The following is a 21,471-nucleotide window of genomic DNA, read 5'->3' as shown; positions in this document are numbered from 1 at the left end:
CCTTCCGTGTTCCGCGCTTACCCGCGGCGGGCTTTGCGGGCCAGCCGGTTCCCTGCGGACTGAATGCCCTGGACAAAAATAATCAGAATCGCCACAGTCACAATCATCACAAAGGTATCAAACCGCTGGTAGCCATAGGAGATCGCCAAATCGCCAATCCCCCCGCCGCCCACAGTGCCAGCCATTGCGGTAGCCCCGATCAGTCCGATCGTCGCAGTTGTCATCGTCAGAATCAATGAACCAAAAGCCTCGGGGAGCAGAAAATGCCAAATGACCTGAAAAGTAGTCGCGCCCATCGCTTCTGCAGCTTCCATAATTCCAGGGCTGACCTCAAGCAAAGAATTTTCCACCAGCCGTGCTATATAAGGGGCAACATATACAACAAGCGGCACAATCGCAGCGCTGGTACCGATCGACGTATGCACCAGAAGTCTTGTAAAAGGAATAATGGCCACAAGCAGAATAATAAACGGCAGCGAACGGATGATGTTAATGACCGGATTAAGGACCGCGTACACAAACCGGTTCTCCATCACACCGCCCGGACGCGTAATCACCAGAATGATGCCAACCGGTATCCCCAGCAGCGCCCCGAAAAACAACGACACGCCCACCATAACTACAGTTTCCCTCAGCGCTTGAAACAGCTGCTCCGAAGTAATCACTGAATCGAACATTTAAGCTTCCACCTCCGTGATCTCAACGCCCTGACTGACGATAAAATCCGCTGCCCGGTCAATCACTGTATGGTCGCCGTGCATCTGCAGAATCATATTGCCCAGCGTTGTATTTTGGATCTCCGTCATATTGGCGAACAGAATATTTACATCCACCTCATACCTGCGGATGAGGCTGTTGATGATCGGCTCCGAAGCCGCCCCGCCGACAAACTTCAGCTTGAACAGCCGCCGTCCGCTTTCCGCCTTCAGGGTATGCAGCACGCTCTGCGGCACACTGTTGTGTATAACCGTCTGCACAAAGCTCTGCGTCGTCGGATGATGCGGACTCCCGAACACATCCAGCACATTGCCCTGTTCGATAATTTCCCCGCGCTCCATGACGGCCACCTTGTTACAGATCTGCTGAATGACAGCCATTTCATGGGTGATGATCATGATCGTAATGTTGTACTCTTCGTTAATTTTTTGGAGCAGCTCCAGAATTGACTTGGTTGTCTGCGGATCAAGCGCCGAAGTTGCCTCATCGCAGAGCAGAATGGAGGGATTGCTCGCCAGCGCCCGGGCAATGCCGACCCGCTGCTTTTGCCCGCCTGATAGTTCCTTAGGGTAGCTGTGCGCTTTATCCCCGAGTCCCGTGAATTCAAGCAGTTCGGTCACCCGCTCGCGGATTTCCTGTTTGCTTCGCTTCAGCAGCACCAGCGGAATGGCGATGTTGTCGAACACGGTTTTGGATTCCAGCAGATTGAAATGCTGAAAGATCATCCCGATGTTCTTTTTGGCCTGCCGCAGCTCTGCCGGATTATAGCCTGCAAGATCCTGGCCTTCCACCAGCACTTCCCCGGAAGTGGGCCTTTCCAGCGCGTTGACCAGGCGGATCAGCGTGCTTTTGCCGGCCCCGCTGTAGCCGATAACGCCGTAAATGTCCCCTCTGGCAATACTTATGCTGACGCCGCGCAGGGCTTCAATGGACTGGCCTTTGCGTTCAAAGGTTTTGTATACATTTTTAATCTCAATCATGGCGCACCGCCTCCTGACCTGCCGATAACTTGACCCGTTTGAAAATGCCCGCTGCCGCAATCCGGTCAACGGCTTCGTTCAGCTTGTCCTCGCTGTTCACGAGGCTGACCCGCACATATTCGCGACCCTGCGCTCCAAAACCGCCGCCTTCAGCGACGGCAACCTGCGCCTCATCCAGCAGACATGCGGCGAAAGACGCCGCTGTATAGCCTTCCGGGACTCTGAACCAGGCAAAAAAGGTGCCCTGCGGAGCGTTGATCTCCCAACCCAGCTCCCGAAGTCTGGCGACCAGCACATCACGCCGCCGCTCATACAGTCTGCCAAGCTCTGCAACCCCCTCCTGCGGACCCAGCAGCGCGGCCGCCGCCGCATCCTGCACTGCACCGAACACCGTGCTGTACGCCTGGGTGTGATAATGCTTCAGTGCCGCGATAATCGAGGCGTTGCCCACGGCAAATCCGAAGCGCCAGCCGGCCATGTTGAACGTTTTGGAGGCCGTATAGGTCTCAATGCCATATTCCTTGCCGCCCGGCTGCTGCAGCAGACTGACCGGCTTATGGCCGTCAAAGCCAAAAGCCCCGTATGCGAAATCGTTCAGCACCGGAAATCGATAACGGGCCGCAAAAGCAAGCGTCCGCTCATAGAAATCCGCCGTAGCCACCGCCCCCGTCGGATTGTTGGGATAGTTCAGCATCAGCAGCTTGACCTGACGGGCTAATTCTTCCGGAACTGTCCCGTAATCAGGTAGGAAGCCCTCGGCTTCATGGACGGGGATCGTATGAACACGGGCTCCGGCTAAGGCGGCCGCCGCGTGATAGGCCGGATAGGCGGGGTCCACCGTCAGCAGCAGATCTCCCGGATTCAGCAGGCTCTGCGGAATGCCGACCACCCCGATTCCTGAACCGCTGAACACTGCGACTTCCGTCTCGGGGTCAAGATCCACCCCATATTCACGCTGATAAAAAGCAGCGATGGCTTCAAGCGTAGCGCTTTTGCCATAAAAGGGCGGGTAGCCCTGATTCTCCGGCTTGTCGACCGCCTCCTTCAAGGCGGCAACAATATGTTCCGGCGTCGGCTGGTCGGGATTGCCGCTGGCCAGATCAATGACATCGATTCCTCTGCTGCGGTATAAGGCGATTTTGGCTTTCATAGCGTTGAAATAATTACCGGGAAGCTCTGTGACGTTTCTGGAGGGTATAAAATCCATGCTCTTGCACCTCTTCGCAAATTCTTTGGAATAGACAATGATCTGCCACTCCCCGCTGAAGAGGAATGACAGATCGGAAGGGTATTATTATTTAAAATACGCCGGCAGCTTGTAGCCTTCATAATCCGGGTTCGACTTGATGTATTTCTGGAATTCATCCGAATGGTACCCTTCGATGATATCCTTAACAAATTGAGCATCCTTGTTCTTGCTGTCCACTGCCACGATATTCGTGAACGGATCAGTCATATTCTCCAGCTGCAGGGCCGTAGTCAGCTTGATGTTATTCGATACGGCGAAGTTCCCCTGAATCGCGGCATAATCCACATCCTCCAGCGCCCGCGGCCCCTGTGCCGGCTCGGTGGCAATAAACTTCAGGTTGTGCGGATTCGAGGTAATGTCAGCCAGCGAAGTCTGTAAAGGATCAATGTTGTCTTTCAGTGTAATCCAGCCCACATCCTTCAGCACATTCAGTGCCCGGAGCATATTTACCGGTTCATTCGGCAGATTGACCTGATCGCCATCCTTCACTTCATCCAGGCTGTCATGTTTTTTGGAATACAGCCCCATTGGAGGAGTCGGCACCTGCACTACACCCGCCAGATCTATTTTTTCCCGCTCATTAATCGACTGCAGATATAACGAATGCTGGAACACGTTGGCATCAATTTCGCCGTTCGCTACCGCCACATTGGGCTGAATGCCGTCCGTGAACTCTTTATAGGTAATGGTATAGCCCTTCTTCTCCAGATAAGGCGCAACGCCGTTCTTGAACTGGTCGCTGTAAGGTCCGGGATTAAAGCTGATCTTCAGTGTTTTCTTCTCTTGTGCGGAGGAATTGCTGCCAGCACCGGAAGCTTCCCTGTCATTGCCGCATCCGGCAGTAAATAAAGCGACGGCGACGACCAGCAACGTTGAATGAATCCATGTTTTCTTCATACGGATGTTTCTCCCCCTATTATTCCTAGTAAGTTGATGTGAATTAATTTGATTCATATCTTACAATGCATTAATATACGTGTCAACACATTTTAATTAAGCAGATTAGTATACTTGGATTAACTATTTACTTCTCTTATTCATTGTGATAGTTTGATATGAAAAGGCCGAAAGGAAGAGGAACACATGGCAAAAGTTGAAAGTTTCCAATTGGATCATACGAAGGTAAAGGCCCCTTATGTGCGGGTCGCAGGGACGGAGAAGAACGAGAAAGGCAGCACCATTCAAAAATATGATCTGCGCTTCCTGCAGCCGAATGCCGACGCTCTGCCCACGGCAGCAGTCCATACGCTGGAGCATCTGCTGGCTACCTACCTGCGTGACGAGCTCGAGGGAATCATTGATATCTCTCCGATGGGTTGCAGAACCGGCTTTTATCTGATCATCTGGGATGAGCATGATCCGGCCGATGTTGCCGCTGCACTGACCAAGGTCCTGCATAAAGTGCTGGAAACCGAGCATGTGCCGGCTGTGTCCGCACTGGAATGCGGCAACTATAAAGACCACTCCCTGTTCAGCGCTAAGGAATACGCCAGACTTGTGCTGGAGGCCGGCATCAGTGATGATCCCTTCCGCAGCTAGCCTGAAAGGAACCTTCATACGATGCTGAATATTGACTTTGCCGGCAAAACCCTTGTTGTAACCGGAGGACTCACCGGAATCGGCAGGGGAATCGCTGATTTATTCCTTAAGGCCGGAGCGAATGTAGTTATCGGAGATATCGCCTGCCGCCCCGGCATTGAACGTATCCATGACCGGCTGGTGCAGATTCAGATGAATGTTACCGTAAGTGCGGACGCTGCGCGGCTGATTGACACTGCTGTGGAGGCTTTTGGCGGAGTCGATTTCCTGGTGAACAACAGCGGGACCTCGACGATGGATTACGCCGTGGATATCCGGGAGGAAGACTGGGACAAGGTCATGGATATCAACGCCAAAGGCGTATATCTGGTCTCCCAGGCGGGAGCCAGACAAATGCTGCACCAGGGCGGAGGCGGCCGCATCATCAATATTGCCTCACAGGCAGGCAAAAACGGCTACCGCTGCATGGGCAACTATGTCGCGTCCAAGCATGCTGTGCTTGGCTTCACCAAGGTGATGGCGCTGGAGCTGGCCCAAGCGCAAATTCTGGTGAACGCCGTCTGTCCCGGCATCGTCGAGACAGACATGAAGCGGCGCGAGCGTGTGGAAGGTGCAGCCCTGCGCGGCATGCAGCCGGAGGATATTCTGGCCGAGGACCGCTCGCAGGTGCCGCTGGGCCGGACGGCCGAACCGGAGGATGTAGCCAATGTGGTATTGTTCCTCGCCAGCCCGCTGGCCTCTTATATGACGGGCCAGGCCATTAACGTGACCGGCGGCATGACGATGAATTAACGGACACGACAAAATAAAACGGCTACGTTGTCCAGTGAAGGACGGCGCAGCCGTTTTAGATTTCAGTTTAGCGTTGTCTGAGGACCCTTCATGAAACCTGGGACAGTCCCCATTAGTTAAGTGGAATAAGGGGCACTAATTTGCTCGAATCCCCTGTACTCCCCAGGCGAAGTGGAAAAAGGAGCACTAATTCGTTCGAATCCCCTGTACTCCCCAGGCGAAGTGGAAAAAGGGGCACTAATTCAGCTCATTTTGCTCCTGGAAGAGTAATATTGCCCAATTAAGTTCCCTTTTTCCACTAAAATCTCTCAATCATTGATTTTTTAAGGAAATAAGTTCCCTTTTTCCAACTAACACCTGCTCACCTGCTTCTCTCAAGCAAAAGTTCGAGTTCTAATCCGACTGACTTCCGTAAACAACCGGAATTCCTCTATGAGTCTCAACCTTTGCCGTGACCCAGCTGCAGCTTGAGCCCCGTTACCGCGAGCGTCACATTCCCCGGCAGAATATAGTCTTTTCTCATATCCACATCATGCGACATATGCGTATACACCGCACGGACCGGCTCCACGATGTCCAGCAGCTCTGCCGCTTCGGTCATATCGTACACCGAACGGGTGGACAGCTCGGCGGATTCATAATAAAAGCTTGTCCCCAGCACCAGCAGATCTGCTCCATGCATATGCTTTGTCTCCTCCGGTCCCAGCGAAATCGAGTCCGGGCAATAGACCCAGGCGTAGCCGTCCTTTTCCAGCCGGTAGGCGTAGGAGTAGCCGTTCTTCCCGTGGTTAACCCGCCAGGTGCGGACCTGCCAGCCATCCAGCTCAAGACCGCCATCGCACGGAATCATATCGATATGTCCGCCAAGCCACGGATACTGCCGCTGAATCACTGGGATCACCTCCGCCGGAGCATAGAGCTCCCCTCTGTACCCCATCCAGCGGCAGCTGTCGGCCCATTCCGGCAGTCCGCCGATATGATCGAAGTGCGGATGTGTCACCAGCAGCCTGCGCATGCTCCGCCGCCCCTGCAGCTCCATTTGCCGCCGCCAATCCGGCCCGCAGTCAATGACCCAGAAATCACTGCCATTATCGATAAGCACGGAGGAGCGCAGCCGGGCGTTGTCTCCGCTGCTTCTTGCCTCCATGCAGGTCTCGCAGCTGCAATATACCCGGGGTACGCCCATGGCGTCTCCAGTTCCCAAAAATACCAATGTGTCCACAAGCAAGACCTCCTTCTAATATCATCACGGTTCCAAAAACACTTTACCATTATAGAACAGCTCAGCGATCGATTGCATCCTGTTAGTGAAAGAGAGGACTCGTTTTCCCAACACACCACCGTTAGACTATGCACCTTGAGCAGCGACCTGAGATAATCCTGCACGTTATACAACATTTCTGCTCGCTTCACCCCACATTTACTCCAAATCCTGCACGCCTTACAACATCTCTGCTCATTCCACATTAAATCCGCCGCACTACCTGCATGCTGTACAACATTCCAGTTTAATTTACTGCCCCCCCCAAAATCTTTCATGCCGTTCAGCATCTTCTTCGAAAGCAGCTCTGTTCTTTCGCTGCTGCACACGCCAGGCCGGACATAAAAACCAAAAAAGAGCCATCCCGTTCTGCAGGCTAGCCCGCCGATGAGACAACTCTTTTACTAATCCAATTCCAATCTATGCTCATATACCCATACTACTCATATACTCATCTTACTCATCTTACTCATAAACTCATACTCATGTAACCCATCACTCATCGTTCCGTGCCCTAGATTCCGGCCAGCACCTGATACCAGATGCCGCGTTTCGAGTACAGTGTCGTCCGAACCTCATTCCAGCCGCCCAGATAGGAAATATCGAACAGACCCGCCGGCACCGGATAACGGCTCTCATTCTCTGCATACACCTGCTTGTCAACGGGCCGGAACCCATATTTGGCAAAAACCTGCTGTGCCTCCGGCGTGGTCAAATAATCCACTAATGCGCCTGCAGCTTCGCTGGTGCCATGTTCCTCAGCATACTTATCCACGACCGCTGCCGGATTTTCGATCAGGATCGTGTTCTTGGGAATAATCACCTCATACTTAACGCCTTGCGCGATCCGGGCCAGAAGCTCATTTTCATAAGTGACGATCACATCGCCCACCCCGTATTCAAAAGCCGCCATGGAAGCCCGCCCGCTTTTATCCAGAGATTCTACATTGGCGTGTACGCTCTCCAAAAAAGCTTTGGCGGCAGCCGGGTCCTTTGCCCCTTCCTGCTCCTCGGACAGCTTCAATCCTGCCCCATAGATGGCATTGATGTCCCATTGGGCTCCCCCGGAGGTTTTGGGGTTGGGATAGAGCACCTTTACTCCCGGCTTCGCCAGGTCGGCAAAATCATGAATGCCCTTAGGGTTCCCCTCCCGGGTACCGAGCGCCACCACCGAGCGGGTCACCATCCCGTTCACGCCCCGTTTCTTCCAGTCCGCTTCAACCAGTCCCGCCTTCACCAGCTTGTCGACATCGCCTTCCATCGCCAGCAGCGTCACATCGGCTTCAAATCCGCCGGCAATGGCCCGGGCCTGGGTTCCCGATGCCTCATAAGACTGCTGGAACGTGAGCGTCTGCCCCGTTTTGGCCTTCCACTCTGCCGCGAACAGGGGCAGAATTTCGCCCATGGCATCCTTCGCCACACTATAGGCTCCTACCACCAGCGTAAGATCCCCTTGCGGCTTCACAGCCGCAGAGCTTTCTTGTCCGTTCCCGCACCCGGTCACCGCCAGCGCGAGTATTGCCAGCATTAGGGCAGCCCGCCAGCCGTGCAGTTGTCTGCTCCTTTTGAAAAACCTCATCCCGGCGACACATCCTTTAGTTAGATAAAGACAGGCATTGGGTCTTCCTTCAATCCGTTCTCTTGAATCCAGCTCCGCTCGTCGTTGAAAAGATAAGCACGGTGGACAAGCACCGCGATTTCCTGGCCAGGGGTCAGGGTTTCTTTTTCCAGCGAGCGGTAGGTTACCAGCTTATGGCCGTTCACTTCCACCTCAACCAGCCATTCGCTGCCGCGGAAATGCAGATGTTTCACGATGCCCTGCTCCGTAGCCGAAGCCATCTTGAATTCATTCAGGTTGCCTACTTCGATATATTCCGGACGGATCAGCGCCTTGGTAGGCTTGCCTCCCGTATTGTGGAAGCCCTTCAGCTCCGCGGCGCTCCCGATCAGCGTAGACTCCCCGATAAAGGTCGCGACAAACGGCGTCTTCGGTTCTTTATAGATGTCCCAAGGCGTGCCCTTCTGCTCCAGCCGGCCTTGATTAATAATCATGATCTCGTCAGCAACTTCAATGGCTTCATCCTGGTCATGGGTCACGAAAATCGAGGTGATGCCGACACGCTCAATCAGCTCGCGCAGCCACGAACGCAGCTCCTGCCGGATTTTTGCGTCAATCGCAGCGAACGGTTCATCCAGCAGCAGCAGCTGCGGTTCAGGCGCAAGCGCCCGGGCAAAGGCAACACGCTGGCGCTGACCGCCTGAGAGCTGATGCGGATAACGCTTTTCAAAACCCTTGAGACCCGTAAGCTCCACCAGCTCTGCCACGCGGTTCTGGATCGTGTGTTTGTTTGCTTTTTTCACCTTCAGGCCAAAAGCAATATTCTCATACACCGTCATGTGCTTGAACAGCGCATAGTTCTGGAACACAAAGCCGATCTCCCGCTCCTGGGGAGGAAGATTATTTACCGTCTTGCCATGAAAAACAATCTCGCCGCTGTCCGGCGTCTCCAGTCCTGCCAACATGCGCAGAATCGAGGTTTTGCCCCCGCCGCTTGGACCGAGCAGCCCAATCAGATGGCCTTTGGTAATGCCGAAGTTGACGTCCTTCACCGCGTGAAAATCTCCGAAATGCTTATTGAGTCCCCGGACCTCTACATGCATATTAATGCACTTCCTTTCTTCTTTTGCTCCATTCCATAAGCAGCAGCAGACCCGCGGAGAAAGCGGCCAGCACCAGCGCTATACCGCCCGCAGCCGTTACATTGAAGTTCTCGACATCCTGATAGACCAGCGTGGTCGCAGTCTGGGTTTTGTTCATGATATTGCCCGAAACGACCAGCACCGCCCCGAATTCCCCCAGCGAGCGCGCAACCGTCAGAATTACACCGTAGATCACAGCCCAGCGGATGGAGGGCCAGGTTACCTTCCAGAAGGTGGTCCAGCCATACGCACCTAGCGTTGAAGCTGCCTCCTCCTGCTGCGAGCCGATCTCCTGAAGCACCGGCATAATCTCACGCACCATCAAAGGGAAGGTCACGAAGAGTGTAGCAATCACCATTCCCGGAAAAGCATAGACAATCTTCACCCCGATTTGTTCAAACACAGCACCCAGTGCACTGTCCGGACCGAGCAGCAGTACAATCATGAGCCCGCCGATTACCGGCGACACCGCGTAGGGCAGATCGACGATACTGTTCAGGAGCCCTTTCACCCGGCTGCCCAGCCAGCTTGCCCTTACCAGATACAAGGCCATCATAATGCCGAACAGCGTATTGAGCAGCGTGACCACCACAACGACGAGCCCTGTCATCAGCAGCGCGTGCAGCGCCTCCGGCCGGGTCAGTGCATTCCAGAAGCCGCCGAAGCCTTCGCTGAAGGCGCCGATTGTCATTTTCCCCAGAGGTGCGGCAATCAGCAGGAAAAATACAAGATAAGTAAGTCCGATCCACAGTTTTCTCATACTCTTCTCCCCCGCATCTGCAGCATATTGATCAGCCAGAGAATAAGGAAGGACAAGGTTAAGAGAATGATGGATACCGCCGCGGCTCCGACCGGATTGTCACTTTCCACTTCACCGAAAATGAACACGGAGGATACCAGCGTACGTCCCGGAATATTGCCTGCTACGAGTACGACAGCTCCGAATTCGGCAAGCGCCCGGGAGAAGGCCAGCATGCCGCCGCCGATCATTCCAGGGGCCATGGAAGGCAGAATGACCTGCCGGAATACGCGGCTGCGCGTGGCTCCCATCGTATAAGCCGCTTCTTCCTCCGAAGCGTCCAGCTCCTCCAGCAGCGGCTGCACCGCACGGATCACAAAGGGAAAGGTTACAAAGACCATGGCAATTACAATCGCCGGCTGGTGAAATACAATTTCGAATCCCAGTGCTTCCGCCATACCGCCGATCAGACTGCCCGGACCCAGCAGCAGCAGAATCATCAGCCCCCCAACTGCCGTCGGCAGCGCAAAAGGCAAATCAACAAGACTGTTCAGCAGCGCCTTCCCGGGAAATTGATAGCGGATCAGCACCCAGGCAATCATCGTCCCAAGCAGCACATTAATGACCGTAGCAATAACAGCTAATTTGAGTGTCAGCAGTACGGACTTCCAGGCAATCGGATCACTGATACTTTCGGCAAAATTACTGAAGCCAAGCGAAAACGAGTTGTAGTAGACCCCCAGTATCGGCAGAACAATCAGTACCACAAAATACAGCAGAATAGTCGTGCGGAATCCCCATGTCCAGCCCTTGTGTCGAAGCAGCGTATTCAAGAACAAATCCCCCCACCTCCGGCTTACCGGTCGGTATACTCGCCTTTACAGCCATTATTATTCCTATTAATATACTTGGTTTAAAGTTAACACTACTTTACCAAATGCCGCTTGCCCCCGTCAATTACTTTCGTTCGATTTGGGGTAAACTATAGTATATTTACTGTACAGAGAGGGGATAACATTATGCTGCACACTATGGAGATCAGCACAAGCAAACGGGATGAGCTGCGGGACATCACCAGAGAAGTCATTTCCTATGTCAAAAAAAGCGGTGTTCAGAATGGCATCATCGTTGTATACTGTCCGCACACCACTGCGGGAATAGCTATTAATGAAAATGCAGACCCGGACGTCAAACATGATGTGCTGATGCGGCTTGACGAAGTTTACCCTTGGGAGCATCCCAAATACCGCCACGCAGAAGGAAATACGGCTTCTCACCTGAAATCCATCACTGCCGGCCCCTCCCAGAGCATCATCATTCATGAGGGCGCACTGCTGCTGGGCCGCTGGCAGGGCATTTACTTCTGCGAATTTGACGGGCCGAGACGCCGGCAATGTTATCTGAAGATTATAGAAGGCTAAACCTACCTACTCACGTTCAACTTCTATAATATAGTCCTTGCTGCAGCAAAAAGACGGCCCGCCACTTCTAGCGGGACCGTCTTTTATAAGAAGGATAAACCTCTTCACACTTTCACCATTCAAAGTTCTACCAATGCAACGCGCTAAACTGAGAAATGTTAAAAAAAAACACAGCCTCTATAAACTGCGGCTTAATACCTTCACATGCATAATTGCAGCCTGCCTGACATCCTCAAATGATACCTTATCCTGAATATAATAAGAAATAAATCCGTGTGCGGACAAGAACAAGGTAAGCGGTATGCTCTGCCAGTCTTCCGATACGTAACCCTCTTCCTTCATGTGCGAACGCACAATGCCTGCGAATAACTCAAAACATCGGCCCTGTTCCGCACGGCAATAGGCAAGCAGCTCTTCGTCACGGATCATGAACATAATCTCATACTGATAAGGATGATCTAGTCCAAACCGGATAAATTCCAGAATCAGCTGTTCCACCCGCGTCATTCCCGGTTCAGGAGGCGTATGCATGACTTGATTCAGCAATGTGGCAACATGATTGAAATCTTCGACGACAATGGCGTAGAACAGCTCCGCCTTCTCTTTGAAATGATAATAGAGCGACCCATGGCTGTACCCCAAATGCTGGCCAATGCTGCGCATCGATATCGCCCGGTATCCTTTGGTAATGAATAAATGCCTGGCTGCTTCCAAAATTCTTTCCCTAGACAACTCCTGCTCGACTGCTCTTCTTGCCATATCTTATTCCCCTTCGCTGTAGTAAAGCCGCCGCCCTTCTGTAACCAGCGCTTGCCCCTGGGTAAGATCCGTTATCCATGCCATAAATGTGTCTCCCTCATCATTGCGCGGCAGACACAGCAGCGTAACTTTATCCGTAAACAAAGTTTCACCAGTCTGTATGCCTCTTCCTCTAAGCTCATTCTCAACCTTGCCCAGCCAGGTATAGTCGATTTCTACCCATACCTCACGCCTCAGCACACGGGTGATCACTTCTCCAGCTTCGAGTGCCAGTACAGCGCCGTCCGTATAGGCCCGGATTAATCCGCCTGCCCCCAGCATAATGCCTCCGAAATAACGGGTAACAACAATTGCGACATTTTTAACGTTTTGGCTGCGGATTACCTCCAAAATCGGTTTACCGGCCGTTCCACTCGGTTCCCCGTCATCCGACTGTCTCTGGATCTCGTCCCGCTCGCCAATCATATATGCAGAGCAGTTATGTGTGGCATTCCAATGCTGCCTCTTGATGTTCTCAATAAATTGCGCGGCTTCCTCTTCGTTCTCCACCGGCATTACGTGGCCGATGAAGCGTGACTTACGGATTACGACTTCCCGGGAACCGGGAGAGCGCACCGTCCGGTATTGTTCCAGCATCATTATTCCATTCCTTACATCCAATTAATATCTTAATATATATTAGGAGAGCAGGCCATGGTATGGATTACCTCTGGTCTGCTCCCTGGTGTCTCTACTAGTATGAATGATCTGCGGTGTCAGGCAATGCTATTCGGTAAGTCTTGCTTCGAGCTCTGCTTTTTCTTTCTCGTAGCCCGGTTTGCCGAGCAGTGCGAACATGTTCTTCTTGTATGCTTCTACACCTGGTTGGTCGAATGGGTTGACGCCCAGCAGGTATCCGCTGATACCGCAGGCTTTTTCAAAGAAGTACACCAGGTACCCGAAGGTATAAGGCGTTTGATCCGGAATGGTCACGATCAGGTTCGGCACTTGTCCGTCTGTGTGTGCCAGCATTGTGCCCTGGAACGCTTTTTTGTTGACAAAATCCATGGTCTTGCCAGTCAGGAAGTTCAGGCCGTCCAGATCATCCGGATCATTCTCAATCGAAATTTCATGCTGAACCTTTTCAACCTGGATCACCGTTTCGAAAATGTTGCGGTTCCCCTCTTGAATGAATTGGCCCATGGAGTGCAAATCCGTGGAGAAATCAACGGAGGACGGATAGATGCCCTTGAAATCCTTGCCTTCGCTTTCGCCGTACAATTGCTTCCACCATTCGGATACGAAATGCAGGGAAGGCTCGTAGTTGACGAGGATTTCTGTGGTTTTGCCCTTGCGGTACAAGGCATTGCGGACAGCTGCATATTGATAGCTCTGGTTGGTAGCCACATCCGGGTTGTTGAACTCATCCGCTGCGGCTGCGGCCCCTTGCATCATTTCTTCAATGTTGATTCCCGCTACAGCAATCGGCAGAAGACCTACCGGTGTCAGTACCGAGTAGCGTCCGCCTACATCGTCAGGGATAATGAACGACTCATAGCCTTCTTCATTGGCAAGCTTCTTGAGTGCGCCTTTCTCCTTGTCGGTGGTAGCGTAGATACGCTTGCGTGCTTCTTCTTTGCCGTATTTCTTCTCCAGCGCTGCGCGGAAGATACGGAAAGCGATAGCCGGTTCAGTAGTTGTGCCGGATTTGGAGATAACGTTAACGGAGAAGTCTTTGCCTTCTACAAGGTCAAGCAGGTGTGTGATATATGTAGAGCTGATGTTGTTGCCTGCAAAATAAACTTCCGGTGTTTTGCGTTTGTCTTTGGAAAGGTTGTTGTAGAAGGAATGCGAGAGCGCCTCAATAGCTGCACGCGCACCCAGATAAGAACCGCCGATACCGATAACGATAAGCACATCGGAATCGCTCTGAATCTTCTTGGCAGCCTGCTGGATACGGGCAAACTCTTCCTTGTCATAGGCTGTTGGCAGATCAATCCACCCCAGGTAATCGGAGCCTGCTCCACTCTTGTTATGAAGCTGCTCATGGGCAAGCTTCACCGGAGCGGCAAAGTAGTCAATCTCATGCTGGCTGAAGAAGGAGAGGGCTTTAGTGTAGTCAAAATTAATCTTCTTGGACATCGGTAATGGTTACCTCCTGTTTATCTCTTTGGATTTGACACCGTTTGTTACAACTTTATCATTAGGATACTTTAATTTGCCTTGACTGGCAAGGTCATTAGGCACATCCCGGGCTTTTGAACCATGTTTTTGGAAGTTTCGTGGAAACGTTTGCTGCATAAAGCAAAGGACCGTTTTGTGGAACAAGCCAGGGTGCCGTGATAGAATATATAAAAGGATGCAATTTCAAAGAGCGAAGGTGGAAACAGAATGAAGCAGATCGGCTTTATCGGACTCGGAACGATGGGGGCACCTATGGCCTCCAACCTGCTGCGCAGCGGATTTGAGGTTACCGTGTACAACCGGACAGCAAGCAAAAGTGAACCTCTGAGAGCAGAGGGTGCCCAGGTGGCCGCAACGCCGCAAGATGCCGCCGAAGGCAAGGATGTTATTATTACCATGATCAGCAACGATGATTCCATCCGTGAGGTGTTCTACGGCACCGGCGGCATCCTGGCTGTCCTTAAACCGGGGACAACAGTTGTGGATTCCAGCACGATTTCCCCCGGTTTGGCGAAGGAAATTGCCGCAGCCGTGGAGGAGCGGGGCGGAAATTTCCTGGATGCGCCGGTAACCGGCAGCAAACCTGCGGCCATTGAAGGCACGCTGGTGTTCATGGTTGGCGGCAGCGCCGAGGTCATTGATCAGCACCGGGATATTTTTGACTCCATGGGCAGACTGCTCTTGCATATGGGCGGCAACGGCAGCGGTGCTGTAGCTAAGCTGGCTCACAACGCCATGGTTGGCATTCATAATGTTGCGCTCGCCGAAGGCTTCTCCATCGCCGTGAAATCCGGCGTTCCCGCAGACAAGTTCCTGGAGCTGGTGAAAAACGGATCGGCGGGCAGCAAACAAGCCGAACTGAAAGGACAGAAGATCATAGACAATGATTTCAGCAACCAGTTCTCCCTTGCGCTGATGCTGAAGGATCTCAAGCTGGCCTCCTCGCTCAGCGATTCCACAGGCGTGCCTTCCCCCATGCTTGGCGTAGCCAAAAGCATGTTCCAGGCCGGGTTCAACCACGGCTACGGGGATGAAGACCTGTCTGCAGTGGTCAAATCCTATGAGGAATGGATTGGCCAGAAGATCGGCGGGGGCGCAAGCAAGAAATAGGCTTGCAGGCTCCCGACGAAGTTGAAACCAATAAAGTGAAATCGGACGCAGCCGCAGTGTGGGCTGCGTCTGCTGCTGCAGAAGCTGCCGCAGCAATGATCGGAATTACCTAAAACACCAAGGAGGACCATTGCATGCTGTCCATTCTTATAGCCGAACCCCAGGATGCTGACCTGTTGGCAGAAGTCCAAAAAAGAGCCTTTGATGAAGATGACCGCCGGTTCCAGAACAAAGCTGAAGACGGGCCTCCAGGATACAGCTCCAGTTCGTGGCAGAGTGAAATGATGGAAAAAGGCCTATACTACAAGCTGATTGCTGATGGGCACATCATCGGCGGAATGATAGTTTTCCCTTCACCGGGTGGACAGGAATATCATCTGGGCCGAATCTTTATTGACCCGCTGTATCAGAGCCGGGGGTATGGACAGGATGCTTTTTATTTCTTGTTCAGCACTTTCCCCAACGCGCATAAATGGACACTGGACACCCCCTCCTGGGCAGTCAGGAACCACTACTTCTATAAGAAGCTGGGCTTTGTGCAGACCGCAGAAGTTCAAATCGAAGAAAGCGGCGTAACACTTATTCAATATGAACGAACGGAGCAGCATTCAGACTGATGTACAGATCTAGCTAATGTTCAGGTCTCGCTGCTTACTCTTGAGAGCCATTCTCTTGCCATAGCCTTAAACAGCTCCTCTTGCTCCAGATGCAGATTATGACCGGCACGGTCCAGAACCGCAAACGCCGCGTGCGGCAAGAAATCCAATAGCTTCCAGACATCCTTATATCCTGTTATTGAATCTTGCCTTCCTGTGATGATCAGACTCGGCTTCTCAAAGGAAGCGATAGCATTTACATCAAAGCTGAAGGGATAGCCGCCGTCCGCTTTTATCCGCTCCATGAAGGCTTCATCCGCCAACTGGAGGCCGCATAGTATCTCACGGCTGTACCGCTCCCATACAGTTCTATCCTGCACAACTGCAATAGAGATGAATTCCTCTCTGTCCGCTGCACTCAGCTCTTCCAGCAATTCAGCATCCTGGACCATCACCTGGTGCGGCGGAAGCTCCCTTTGGGAGGATTCAGCAATTACACAGGGACAGAGCAGAAACAGACCATCGATTAACTCCGCATATTCCCCCAGCAGTCCTCTTGCCAGATAGCCGCCGTAAGATTGGCCCACAAGAAGAAAACGGTCATTGGGTATTAACGCTTCAATCATCATCTTGACCGCACGCAGCATATCATCCGAAGAACGGATCCATTCTGCGGCAGGTGACATCCCCATCCCGGGCAAATCAACGTAGATCCGCCTATATTGGTCTTGACTGGAGAATAGAGGTTCCATACAACTCATCATCATCCGGTGGTCCGGGCCGTTACCGTGAAGGATCAGCATCGGCTTACCCTCTCCGGCCTCTTCATAGTTAAACGTTATGTAGTTATCCGAATACAGCATGATCTCACTCCTACGTACATCTGGATATTAAGATTAAGCAGCTGGAAGAAATAATATTCCCCACAATTACAAACATATGTTCTTATTGTAGGATAACAAATTTCCGTTTGTCTGGCAAGTACATATACATGCATAACAAGTAAACGTGGCTTCATGTTCCTCCAAAGATAGCGGGTTCCGTTTCAGCAAGAAATGGAAGAATGCAATGCAGCGCTCAACATACATTGTGTACATTGGAACCAAAAGAGCCCGCTAATAGCAGGGCTCTTTTGGTACATCTATTATGAACTTGTTTGCGATTTATGGAGTATTTGCAGCAGCTGGGGGGGTTTGCCCGGATTGCTCAACATTGGCCGCTGTATCAGCACCCGTTGTATTAGAATCCTTTGTATTAGTATCCGTTGTATCGGCATCGGTTATATTGGCATCTGTTGCTGTATTTTGTGCAGCCTCTTCTATCGGCCACTTGAGTTCTGCCTTTCGCCCGTCAATCCACCACTTCCCGCCTGGGGTCGAGGCCAACAGCCAGGTTCCCCATCTCCCCGAGACCTGCACGGTTTGCGGAACGAGAACGGTCACCTTAGGAGAGAAGGCATCCGGATATGCATATGCAGGTGCGCTCACTTTCAATTCGGCAGTTGCCGTAATCTCCTCGATGATTGCCAGCTTTCCCGGTGATGGATGAATCCATCCCAGCCCTTTATCTGCTTGAACCTGATACCAGTCACCCTTCCGTGCAATAACCTGAATATTTTGCGGTTGCAGATTGGTCCCGCCGGCGGCAGCCCCTAATTTAGTATAGAGTTCCGTTCCTGCCAGCAGGCTCATGGTTTGCTGCAGATATTGGATCTTCTGCTTCCCCAGCCATAATGAATAGGACTGCAGCGCGGAATAAAGCCCGACTTCCTTGTTCTCAGACCAGATTCCGCTAAACTGCCTTAAGGGAACACTGCTCTCACCGGCATAATCTGCAATTTCAATCGTAAACCCGGGCCGGCCATACTCCTGAATGAACCAATCCTTATAACCGCCGCCTGAAGGATTTTTCTGTGGAGTCACCAGAGAGTATCCCGTCAGGTTGCCAAGGGTCCGGGCCATCGTTTTATCACGGGTCAGATTGCTGTTCAAAGTGTTGAAGTGCCAAAATATGATTTCCCCTGAGCTATGGTAGGAAATTGTAACTTCCGGATCAATCTTATGTGTAAAATCCATCATCGCCTGCACTTCAGGAGCTTGCCCCGGCTTCTGTCCTTTGTAGTTCTGATACCATGGATACTTGACCGCATCCTTTATCGTATTCCAACTCGCCGGATATTGACGGTTAAGGTCAATTCCCTGCATATTTGCTTTCCAGCGGTTAAAATTAGTGCTGTTCCCGTTGTACCGGCGCAGCGTTTGGGCCAGATTCACCGGCAGCCCCGCTGTACCCTGCTGGGATAGAGTCACACCATCCGGGTTTACCATCGGAACCACCCAAATGCTGACTTCGTCCAGTAAACTGCGTACGTTATAATCCGCAATTTGGCTATTGCTATAATAGGCTTGGGCATATGTATCAATCATTTTCATCAACAACGCACTGGTCATCCATTCTCTGGCATGATGCGAACCGTTAAGAAACAGCACGGATTCTCCCCGGCCCAGCTTAACCGCCCACAGCTGCCGTCCATAGGCGGTTTGCCCCAGCGATTCTGAAGATACCAGGTCAGGATATTCCTTCACTAATCTCTCGATATCCCTTTGCATCACGGTATAGGAATATACCTGATTGGAGTTCACAATGTTTGCCGATGCCTGTACCGATCCTGTAATGATGAATAATGATCCTAGTAACATAAAACTGAAAAAAACTAGCGTAACCTTATGTATTTCCTTGCAAAAGCATGACCTTATCACGTTCCCATCCCCCATTCGATCTGCTTGAGATTAGAGCTAATCTCTCTAGTAGCTAGTGGAAGTATATGAGAATGTAACTTATACCGTCAATATTAATAATTGGTAGATTCATCTATGAAACAAAAAAAAGTGTCCCGGCAAAGCTGCCGGGACATCATTTCATCCTATAGATTCAACTACAAAACCGGGTAAGAACAGCAATAATCAGTTAAAGCAAATACTTCCAGCGCAAACTTGGAGTTGCCGGGAACGTGGAAGGTATCTGTGCCTTTGATCTCTTTCCACACATCTGTACCGGGAAGCAGTACTTTCAGCTCGCCGGACAGAATCTCCATTGTCTCGGGACCTTCCGTACCGAATTCATATACTCCAGGCAGCATGATGCCAAGTGTCACCTTAGTGCCATCCTGCAAAGTAACCGTGCGGCTGGTAACTTTTCCATCGTAATAAATATTAGCTGCTTTTTGAATTGTCGCGTTGGTGAACTGACTCATCTGCTTATTCTCCCCTTTGTCCTTAATCCGTCTATTATAGCAGGGCTTTGACGCGGTTGACTACATTTTCTACGGTAAAGCCGTATTCTTTGATTACAGTATCGCCAGGTGCAGAAGCACCGAAGGTTGTAATGCCAAGAATATCGCCCTGATCGCCAGTGTAACGTTCCCAGCCGAAGGTCTGCGCCATTTCGATAGCCAGACGGGCTTTGACTTCAGGCAGGATAACGGAATCACGGTAAGCTTTATCTTGCTTCTCGAACAGATCCCAGCTCGGCAAGCTGATGACACGGACGTCAATGCCTTCTTCGGCAAGAGCAGCCTGTGCTTTTACAGCCAACTGAACCTCAGAGCCTGTGGCGATAATCTGTGCCTGCGGTGTACCGTTCTTGGAATCGGAAACCACATAACCGCCGCGTTTGATGTTGTCGCGTACTCCGTTTACAGTGCCTTGCAGGATCGGCAGGTTTTGGCGGGTAAGCACCAGAGCTACCGGATTTGAAGTGTTCTCCATCGCATAAGCCCAAGCTGCCGAGGTTTCATTGCCGTCAGCCGGACGGATAACCGTAAGACCTGGAATGATGCGCAGGGATGCAAGCTGCTCAATCGGTTCATGGGTAGGACCGTCTTCACCGACAGCGATACTGTCATGGGTAAGCACATAAGTTACCGGCAGCTTCATAATAGAAGCCAGACGAACCGCCGGACGCAGGTAGTCGGTAAATACGAAGAAGGTGCCGCCAAATACCTTAAGGCCGCTGTGCAGGGCAATTCCGTTCATCGCCGCAGCCATACCGAACTCGCGGACGCCGAAATAGATATTGCGGCCGTCGTAAGAATCCGGAGTGAATTGGTCAAGACCGTTCAAATGGGTCATTGTCGAGCTTTCAAGGTCGGCGGAACCGCCCACAAGCTGCGGAACACCAGCCGTAAGACCGTTCAGAGCATTACCGGAAGCAACACGCGTGGAAACCGCTTTGTCTTCAGCTTTGTAGAACGGAAGATTAGCATCCCAGCCTTCAGGAAGCTCGCCGTTCAGAGCTGTTTCCAGCTGAGCTGCAAGCTCAGGGTATGCTTTTTTGTAAGCAGCAAATTTCTCGTCCCATGCTTTGTTGGCGGCAATGCCTTTTTCCTTCACTTCAGCAAAACGTGCACGGACCTCATCCGGCACATAAAAGTTCTCTTCGTATACCCATTTGTAGAAATCCTTCGTCAGCTTTGCTTCGTCTGCTCCCAGCGGGGAACCGTGAGTACCGCCGTGGCCGCCTTTGCCTTGCTTGTTCGGGCTGCCGTAGCCGATGACAGTCTTCACTTCGATCAAGGTCGGTTTGCCGCTCTCGGCTTGCGCCTCGCTAATCGCTTGGCTGATTGCCGGAAGGTCGTTGCCGTCTTCCACACGCAGAACCTGCCAGCCGTAAGCTTCAAAACGTTTCGCTACATTTTCGGAGAATGCCAGATTCAGCTTGCCGTCCAGCGAGATATCATTGGAATCGTAGAGTACAATCAGTTTGCCAAGCTTCAAATGACCGGCAAGCGAAGCGGATTCGGAGGAAATCCCTTCCATCAAATCGCCATCGCCGCAGATTGCGTACGTATAGTGGTCAATTACATTATGGCCGCCTTTATTGTAGGTGGCACCGAGCTGAGCTTCAGCCATCGCCATCCCAACTGCCATACCGATACCTTGTCCAAGCGGACCGGTAGTCGCATCAACACCTGCGGTGTGGCCGAACTCCGGATGGCCCGGCGTCAGACTGCCCCATTGGCGGAATTGCTTCAGTTCTTCCATCGGCAGATCATAGCCGCTAAGGTGCAGCAGGCTGTACAGCAGCATGGAACCGTGTCCTGCGGACAGCACAAAGCGGTCACGGTTGACCCAAGTCGGGTGTTCCGGATTATGATTCATAGTCTTCGCAAACAGCTGATACCCCATAGGAGCTGAACCCATTGGCATTCCCGGATGGCCGGAATTTGCTTTTTCAATCGCATCAATGGCAAGCGTGCGGATGGTCGTGATGGCAAGGTTATCCACGGTGGAGTTTTCTTCTTTATGGATTGCTTGTTCTTTTGCCTGTTCAGTCATGAAAATAATCCTCCTCTTAATCAAGAATGTCATTTTGACTATTATTGTATCACTAATGTGGAAGCAATTCCAATTGTTTTTGCAGACCCTATGTTCGAACAGCTTATAT

Annotated in this window: 21 protein-coding genes; 5 read left to right on the top strand and 16 right to left on the bottom strand. The window is 51.8% G+C overall.

Annotated features, from left to right (window positions below; genetic code table 11):
- Positions 1–17: 17 nt before the first annotated feature.
- From PGRAT_RS06745 to PGRAT_RS06730, 4 genes are all read right to left on the bottom strand, one after another.
- Positions 18–677 (bottom strand): methionine ABC transporter permease, encoded by a 660-nt coding sequence (locus PGRAT_RS06745; RefSeq protein WP_025706497.1) that lies wholly within the window; start codon positions 675–677, stop codon positions 18–20.
- Entirely contained in the window at positions 678–1,697 is a 1,020-nt protein-coding gene (locus PGRAT_RS06740; RefSeq protein WP_025706496.1) for a methionine ABC transporter ATP-binding protein, read from the bottom strand.
- Positions 1,690–2,904 carry an aminotransferase class I/II-fold pyridoxal phosphate-dependent enzyme gene (locus PGRAT_RS06735; RefSeq protein WP_025706495.1) on the bottom strand — a complete coding sequence of 405 codons (1,215 nt, stop codon included), beginning with the start codon at positions 2,902–2,904 and terminating at the stop codon, positions 1,690–1,692. Before PGRAT_RS06735 ends, PGRAT_RS06740 begins: the two co-directional genes overlap by 8 nt.
- A gap of 87 nt (positions 2,905–2,991) precedes the next feature.
- Complete coding sequence (locus PGRAT_RS06730) at positions 2,992–3,843, bottom strand: MetQ/NlpA family ABC transporter substrate-binding protein (protein ID WP_025706494.1); 852 nt, start codon at positions 3,841–3,843, stop codon at positions 2,992–2,994.
- 186 nt (positions 3,844–4,029) lie between these two features.
- On the opposite strand from PGRAT_RS06730, the gene PGRAT_RS06725 reads away from it, so the two are divergent.
- Both PGRAT_RS06725 and PGRAT_RS06720 read left to right on the top strand, forming a co-directional pair.
- Complete coding sequence (locus PGRAT_RS06725) at positions 4,030–4,485, top strand: S-ribosylhomocysteine lyase (RefSeq protein WP_025706493.1); 456 nt, start codon at positions 4,030–4,032, stop codon at positions 4,483–4,485.
- Positions 4,486–4,506: 21 nt separating this feature from the next.
- Complete coding sequence (locus PGRAT_RS06720) at positions 4,507–5,277, top strand: SDR family NAD(P)-dependent oxidoreductase (RefSeq protein ID WP_025706492.1); 771 nt, start codon at positions 4,507–4,509, stop codon at positions 5,275–5,277.
- A 439-nt stretch (positions 5,278–5,716) separates the two neighbouring features.
- On the opposite strand, the gene PGRAT_RS06715 is transcribed toward PGRAT_RS06720, so the two are convergent.
- The 5 genes from PGRAT_RS06715 to cysT form a co-directional block, all read right to left on the bottom strand.
- On the bottom strand, positions 5,717–6,499 hold the full coding sequence (locus PGRAT_RS06715) for an MBL fold metallo-hydrolase (RefSeq protein WP_025706491.1): 783 nt from the start codon (positions 6,497–6,499) through the stop codon (positions 5,717–5,719).
- A 553-nt stretch (positions 6,500–7,052) separates the two neighbouring features.
- Positions 7,053–8,117: a sulfate ABC transporter substrate-binding protein gene (locus tag PGRAT_RS06710; protein WP_025706490.1), complete on the bottom strand. Its 1,065-nt coding sequence runs from the start codon at positions 8,115–8,117 to the stop codon at positions 7,053–7,055.
- A gap of 20 nt (positions 8,118–8,137) precedes the next feature.
- The gene (locus PGRAT_RS06705) at positions 8,138–9,199 is read right to left on the bottom strand and encodes a sulfate/molybdate ABC transporter ATP-binding protein (protein ID WP_025706489.1); all 1,062 of its coding nucleotides are present in this window, start codon (positions 9,197–9,199) and stop codon (positions 8,138–8,140) included.
- Position 9,200: 1 nt separating this feature from the next.
- Positions 9,201–9,998, bottom strand: a complete 798-nt coding sequence (locus PGRAT_RS06700; RefSeq protein WP_025706488.1) for a sulfate ABC transporter permease subunit — start codon at positions 9,996–9,998, stop codon at positions 9,201–9,203.
- Complete coding sequence (gene cysT, locus PGRAT_RS06695; RefSeq protein WP_025706487.1) at positions 9,995–10,810, bottom strand: sulfate ABC transporter permease subunit CysT; 816 nt, start codon at positions 10,808–10,810, stop codon at positions 9,995–9,997. The genes PGRAT_RS06700 and cysT overlap by 4 nt, the downstream gene beginning before the upstream one ends.
- A 186-nt stretch (positions 10,811–10,996) precedes the next feature.
- Between cysT and PGRAT_RS06690 the strand changes: the two genes are divergently transcribed.
- Positions 10,997–11,398, top strand: a complete 402-nt coding sequence (locus tag PGRAT_RS06690; protein ID WP_025706486.1) for a secondary thiamine-phosphate synthase enzyme YjbQ — start codon at positions 10,997–10,999, stop codon at positions 11,396–11,398.
- A 177-nt stretch (positions 11,399–11,575) separates the two neighbouring features.
- Here PGRAT_RS06690 and PGRAT_RS06685 read toward each other — a convergent pair whose 3' ends face one another.
- The 3 genes from PGRAT_RS06685 to PGRAT_RS06675 all read right to left on the bottom strand — a co-directional run bounded on the left by PGRAT_RS06685 (position 11,576) and on the right by PGRAT_RS06675 (position 14,278).
- A complete protein-coding gene (locus PGRAT_RS06685; RefSeq protein WP_025706485.1) occupies positions 11,576–12,157 on the bottom strand; it encodes a TetR/AcrR family transcriptional regulator in 582 nt (193 codons plus the stop codon).
- Positions 12,158–12,160: 3 nt separating this feature from the next.
- Positions 12,161–12,793 carry a YigZ family protein gene (locus PGRAT_RS06680; protein WP_025706484.1) on the bottom strand — a complete coding sequence of 211 codons (633 nt, stop codon included), beginning with the start codon at positions 12,791–12,793 and terminating at the stop codon, positions 12,161–12,163.
- Positions 12,794–12,922: 129 nt separating this feature from the next.
- Positions 12,923–14,278 (bottom strand): glucose-6-phosphate isomerase, encoded by a 1,356-nt coding sequence (locus PGRAT_RS06675; protein ID WP_025706483.1) that lies wholly within the window; start codon positions 14,276–14,278, stop codon positions 12,923–12,925.
- Between the two features lie 249 nt (positions 14,279–14,527).
- Here PGRAT_RS06675 and PGRAT_RS06670 point away from each other — a divergent pair, with 249 nt between their 5' ends.
- Complete coding sequence (locus PGRAT_RS06670; RefSeq protein WP_025706482.1) at positions 14,528–15,430, top strand: NAD(P)-dependent oxidoreductase; 903 nt, start codon at positions 14,528–14,530, stop codon at positions 15,428–15,430.
- Positions 15,431–15,564: 134 nt separating this feature from the next.
- Positions 15,565–16,047, top strand: a complete 483-nt coding sequence (locus PGRAT_RS06665) for a GNAT family N-acetyltransferase (RefSeq protein ID WP_025706481.1) — start codon at positions 15,565–15,567, stop codon at positions 16,045–16,047.
- Positions 16,048–16,067: 20 nt separating this feature from the next.
- On the opposite strand, the gene PGRAT_RS06660 is transcribed toward PGRAT_RS06665, so the two are convergent.
- The 4 genes from PGRAT_RS06660 to tkt all read right to left on the bottom strand — a co-directional run bounded on the left by PGRAT_RS06660 (position 16,068) and on the right by tkt (position 21,362).
- The gene (locus tag PGRAT_RS06660) at positions 16,068–16,889 is read right to left on the bottom strand and encodes an alpha/beta fold hydrolase (RefSeq protein ID WP_025706480.1); all 822 of its coding nucleotides are present in this window, start codon (positions 16,887–16,889) and stop codon (positions 16,068–16,070) included.
- Positions 16,890–17,189: 300 nt separating this feature from the next.
- The gene (locus PGRAT_RS06655) at positions 17,190–18,668 is read right to left on the bottom strand and encodes a M14 family metallopeptidase (RefSeq protein ID WP_238326835.1); all 1,479 of its coding nucleotides are present in this window, start codon (positions 18,666–18,668) and stop codon (positions 17,190–17,192) included.
- 293 nt (positions 18,669–18,961) lie between these two features.
- Complete coding sequence (ppnP, locus tag PGRAT_RS06650; RefSeq protein WP_025706477.1) at positions 18,962–19,279, bottom strand: pyrimidine/purine nucleoside phosphorylase; 318 nt, start codon at positions 19,277–19,279, stop codon at positions 18,962–18,964.
- Positions 19,280–19,313: 34 nt separating this feature from the next.
- Entirely contained in the window at positions 19,314–21,362 is a 2,049-nt protein-coding gene (gene tkt / locus PGRAT_RS06645) for a transketolase (RefSeq protein WP_025706476.1), read from the bottom strand.
- Positions 21,363–21,471: the final 109 nt, after the last annotated feature.

The sequence above is a fragment of the Paenibacillus graminis genome (assembly GCF_000758705.1).
Taxonomy (GTDB): Bacteria; Bacillota; Bacilli; order Paenibacillales; family Paenibacillaceae; genus Paenibacillus_AQ; species Paenibacillus_AQ graminis.
This window is presented reverse-complemented; position numbering and strand designations above follow the sequence as displayed.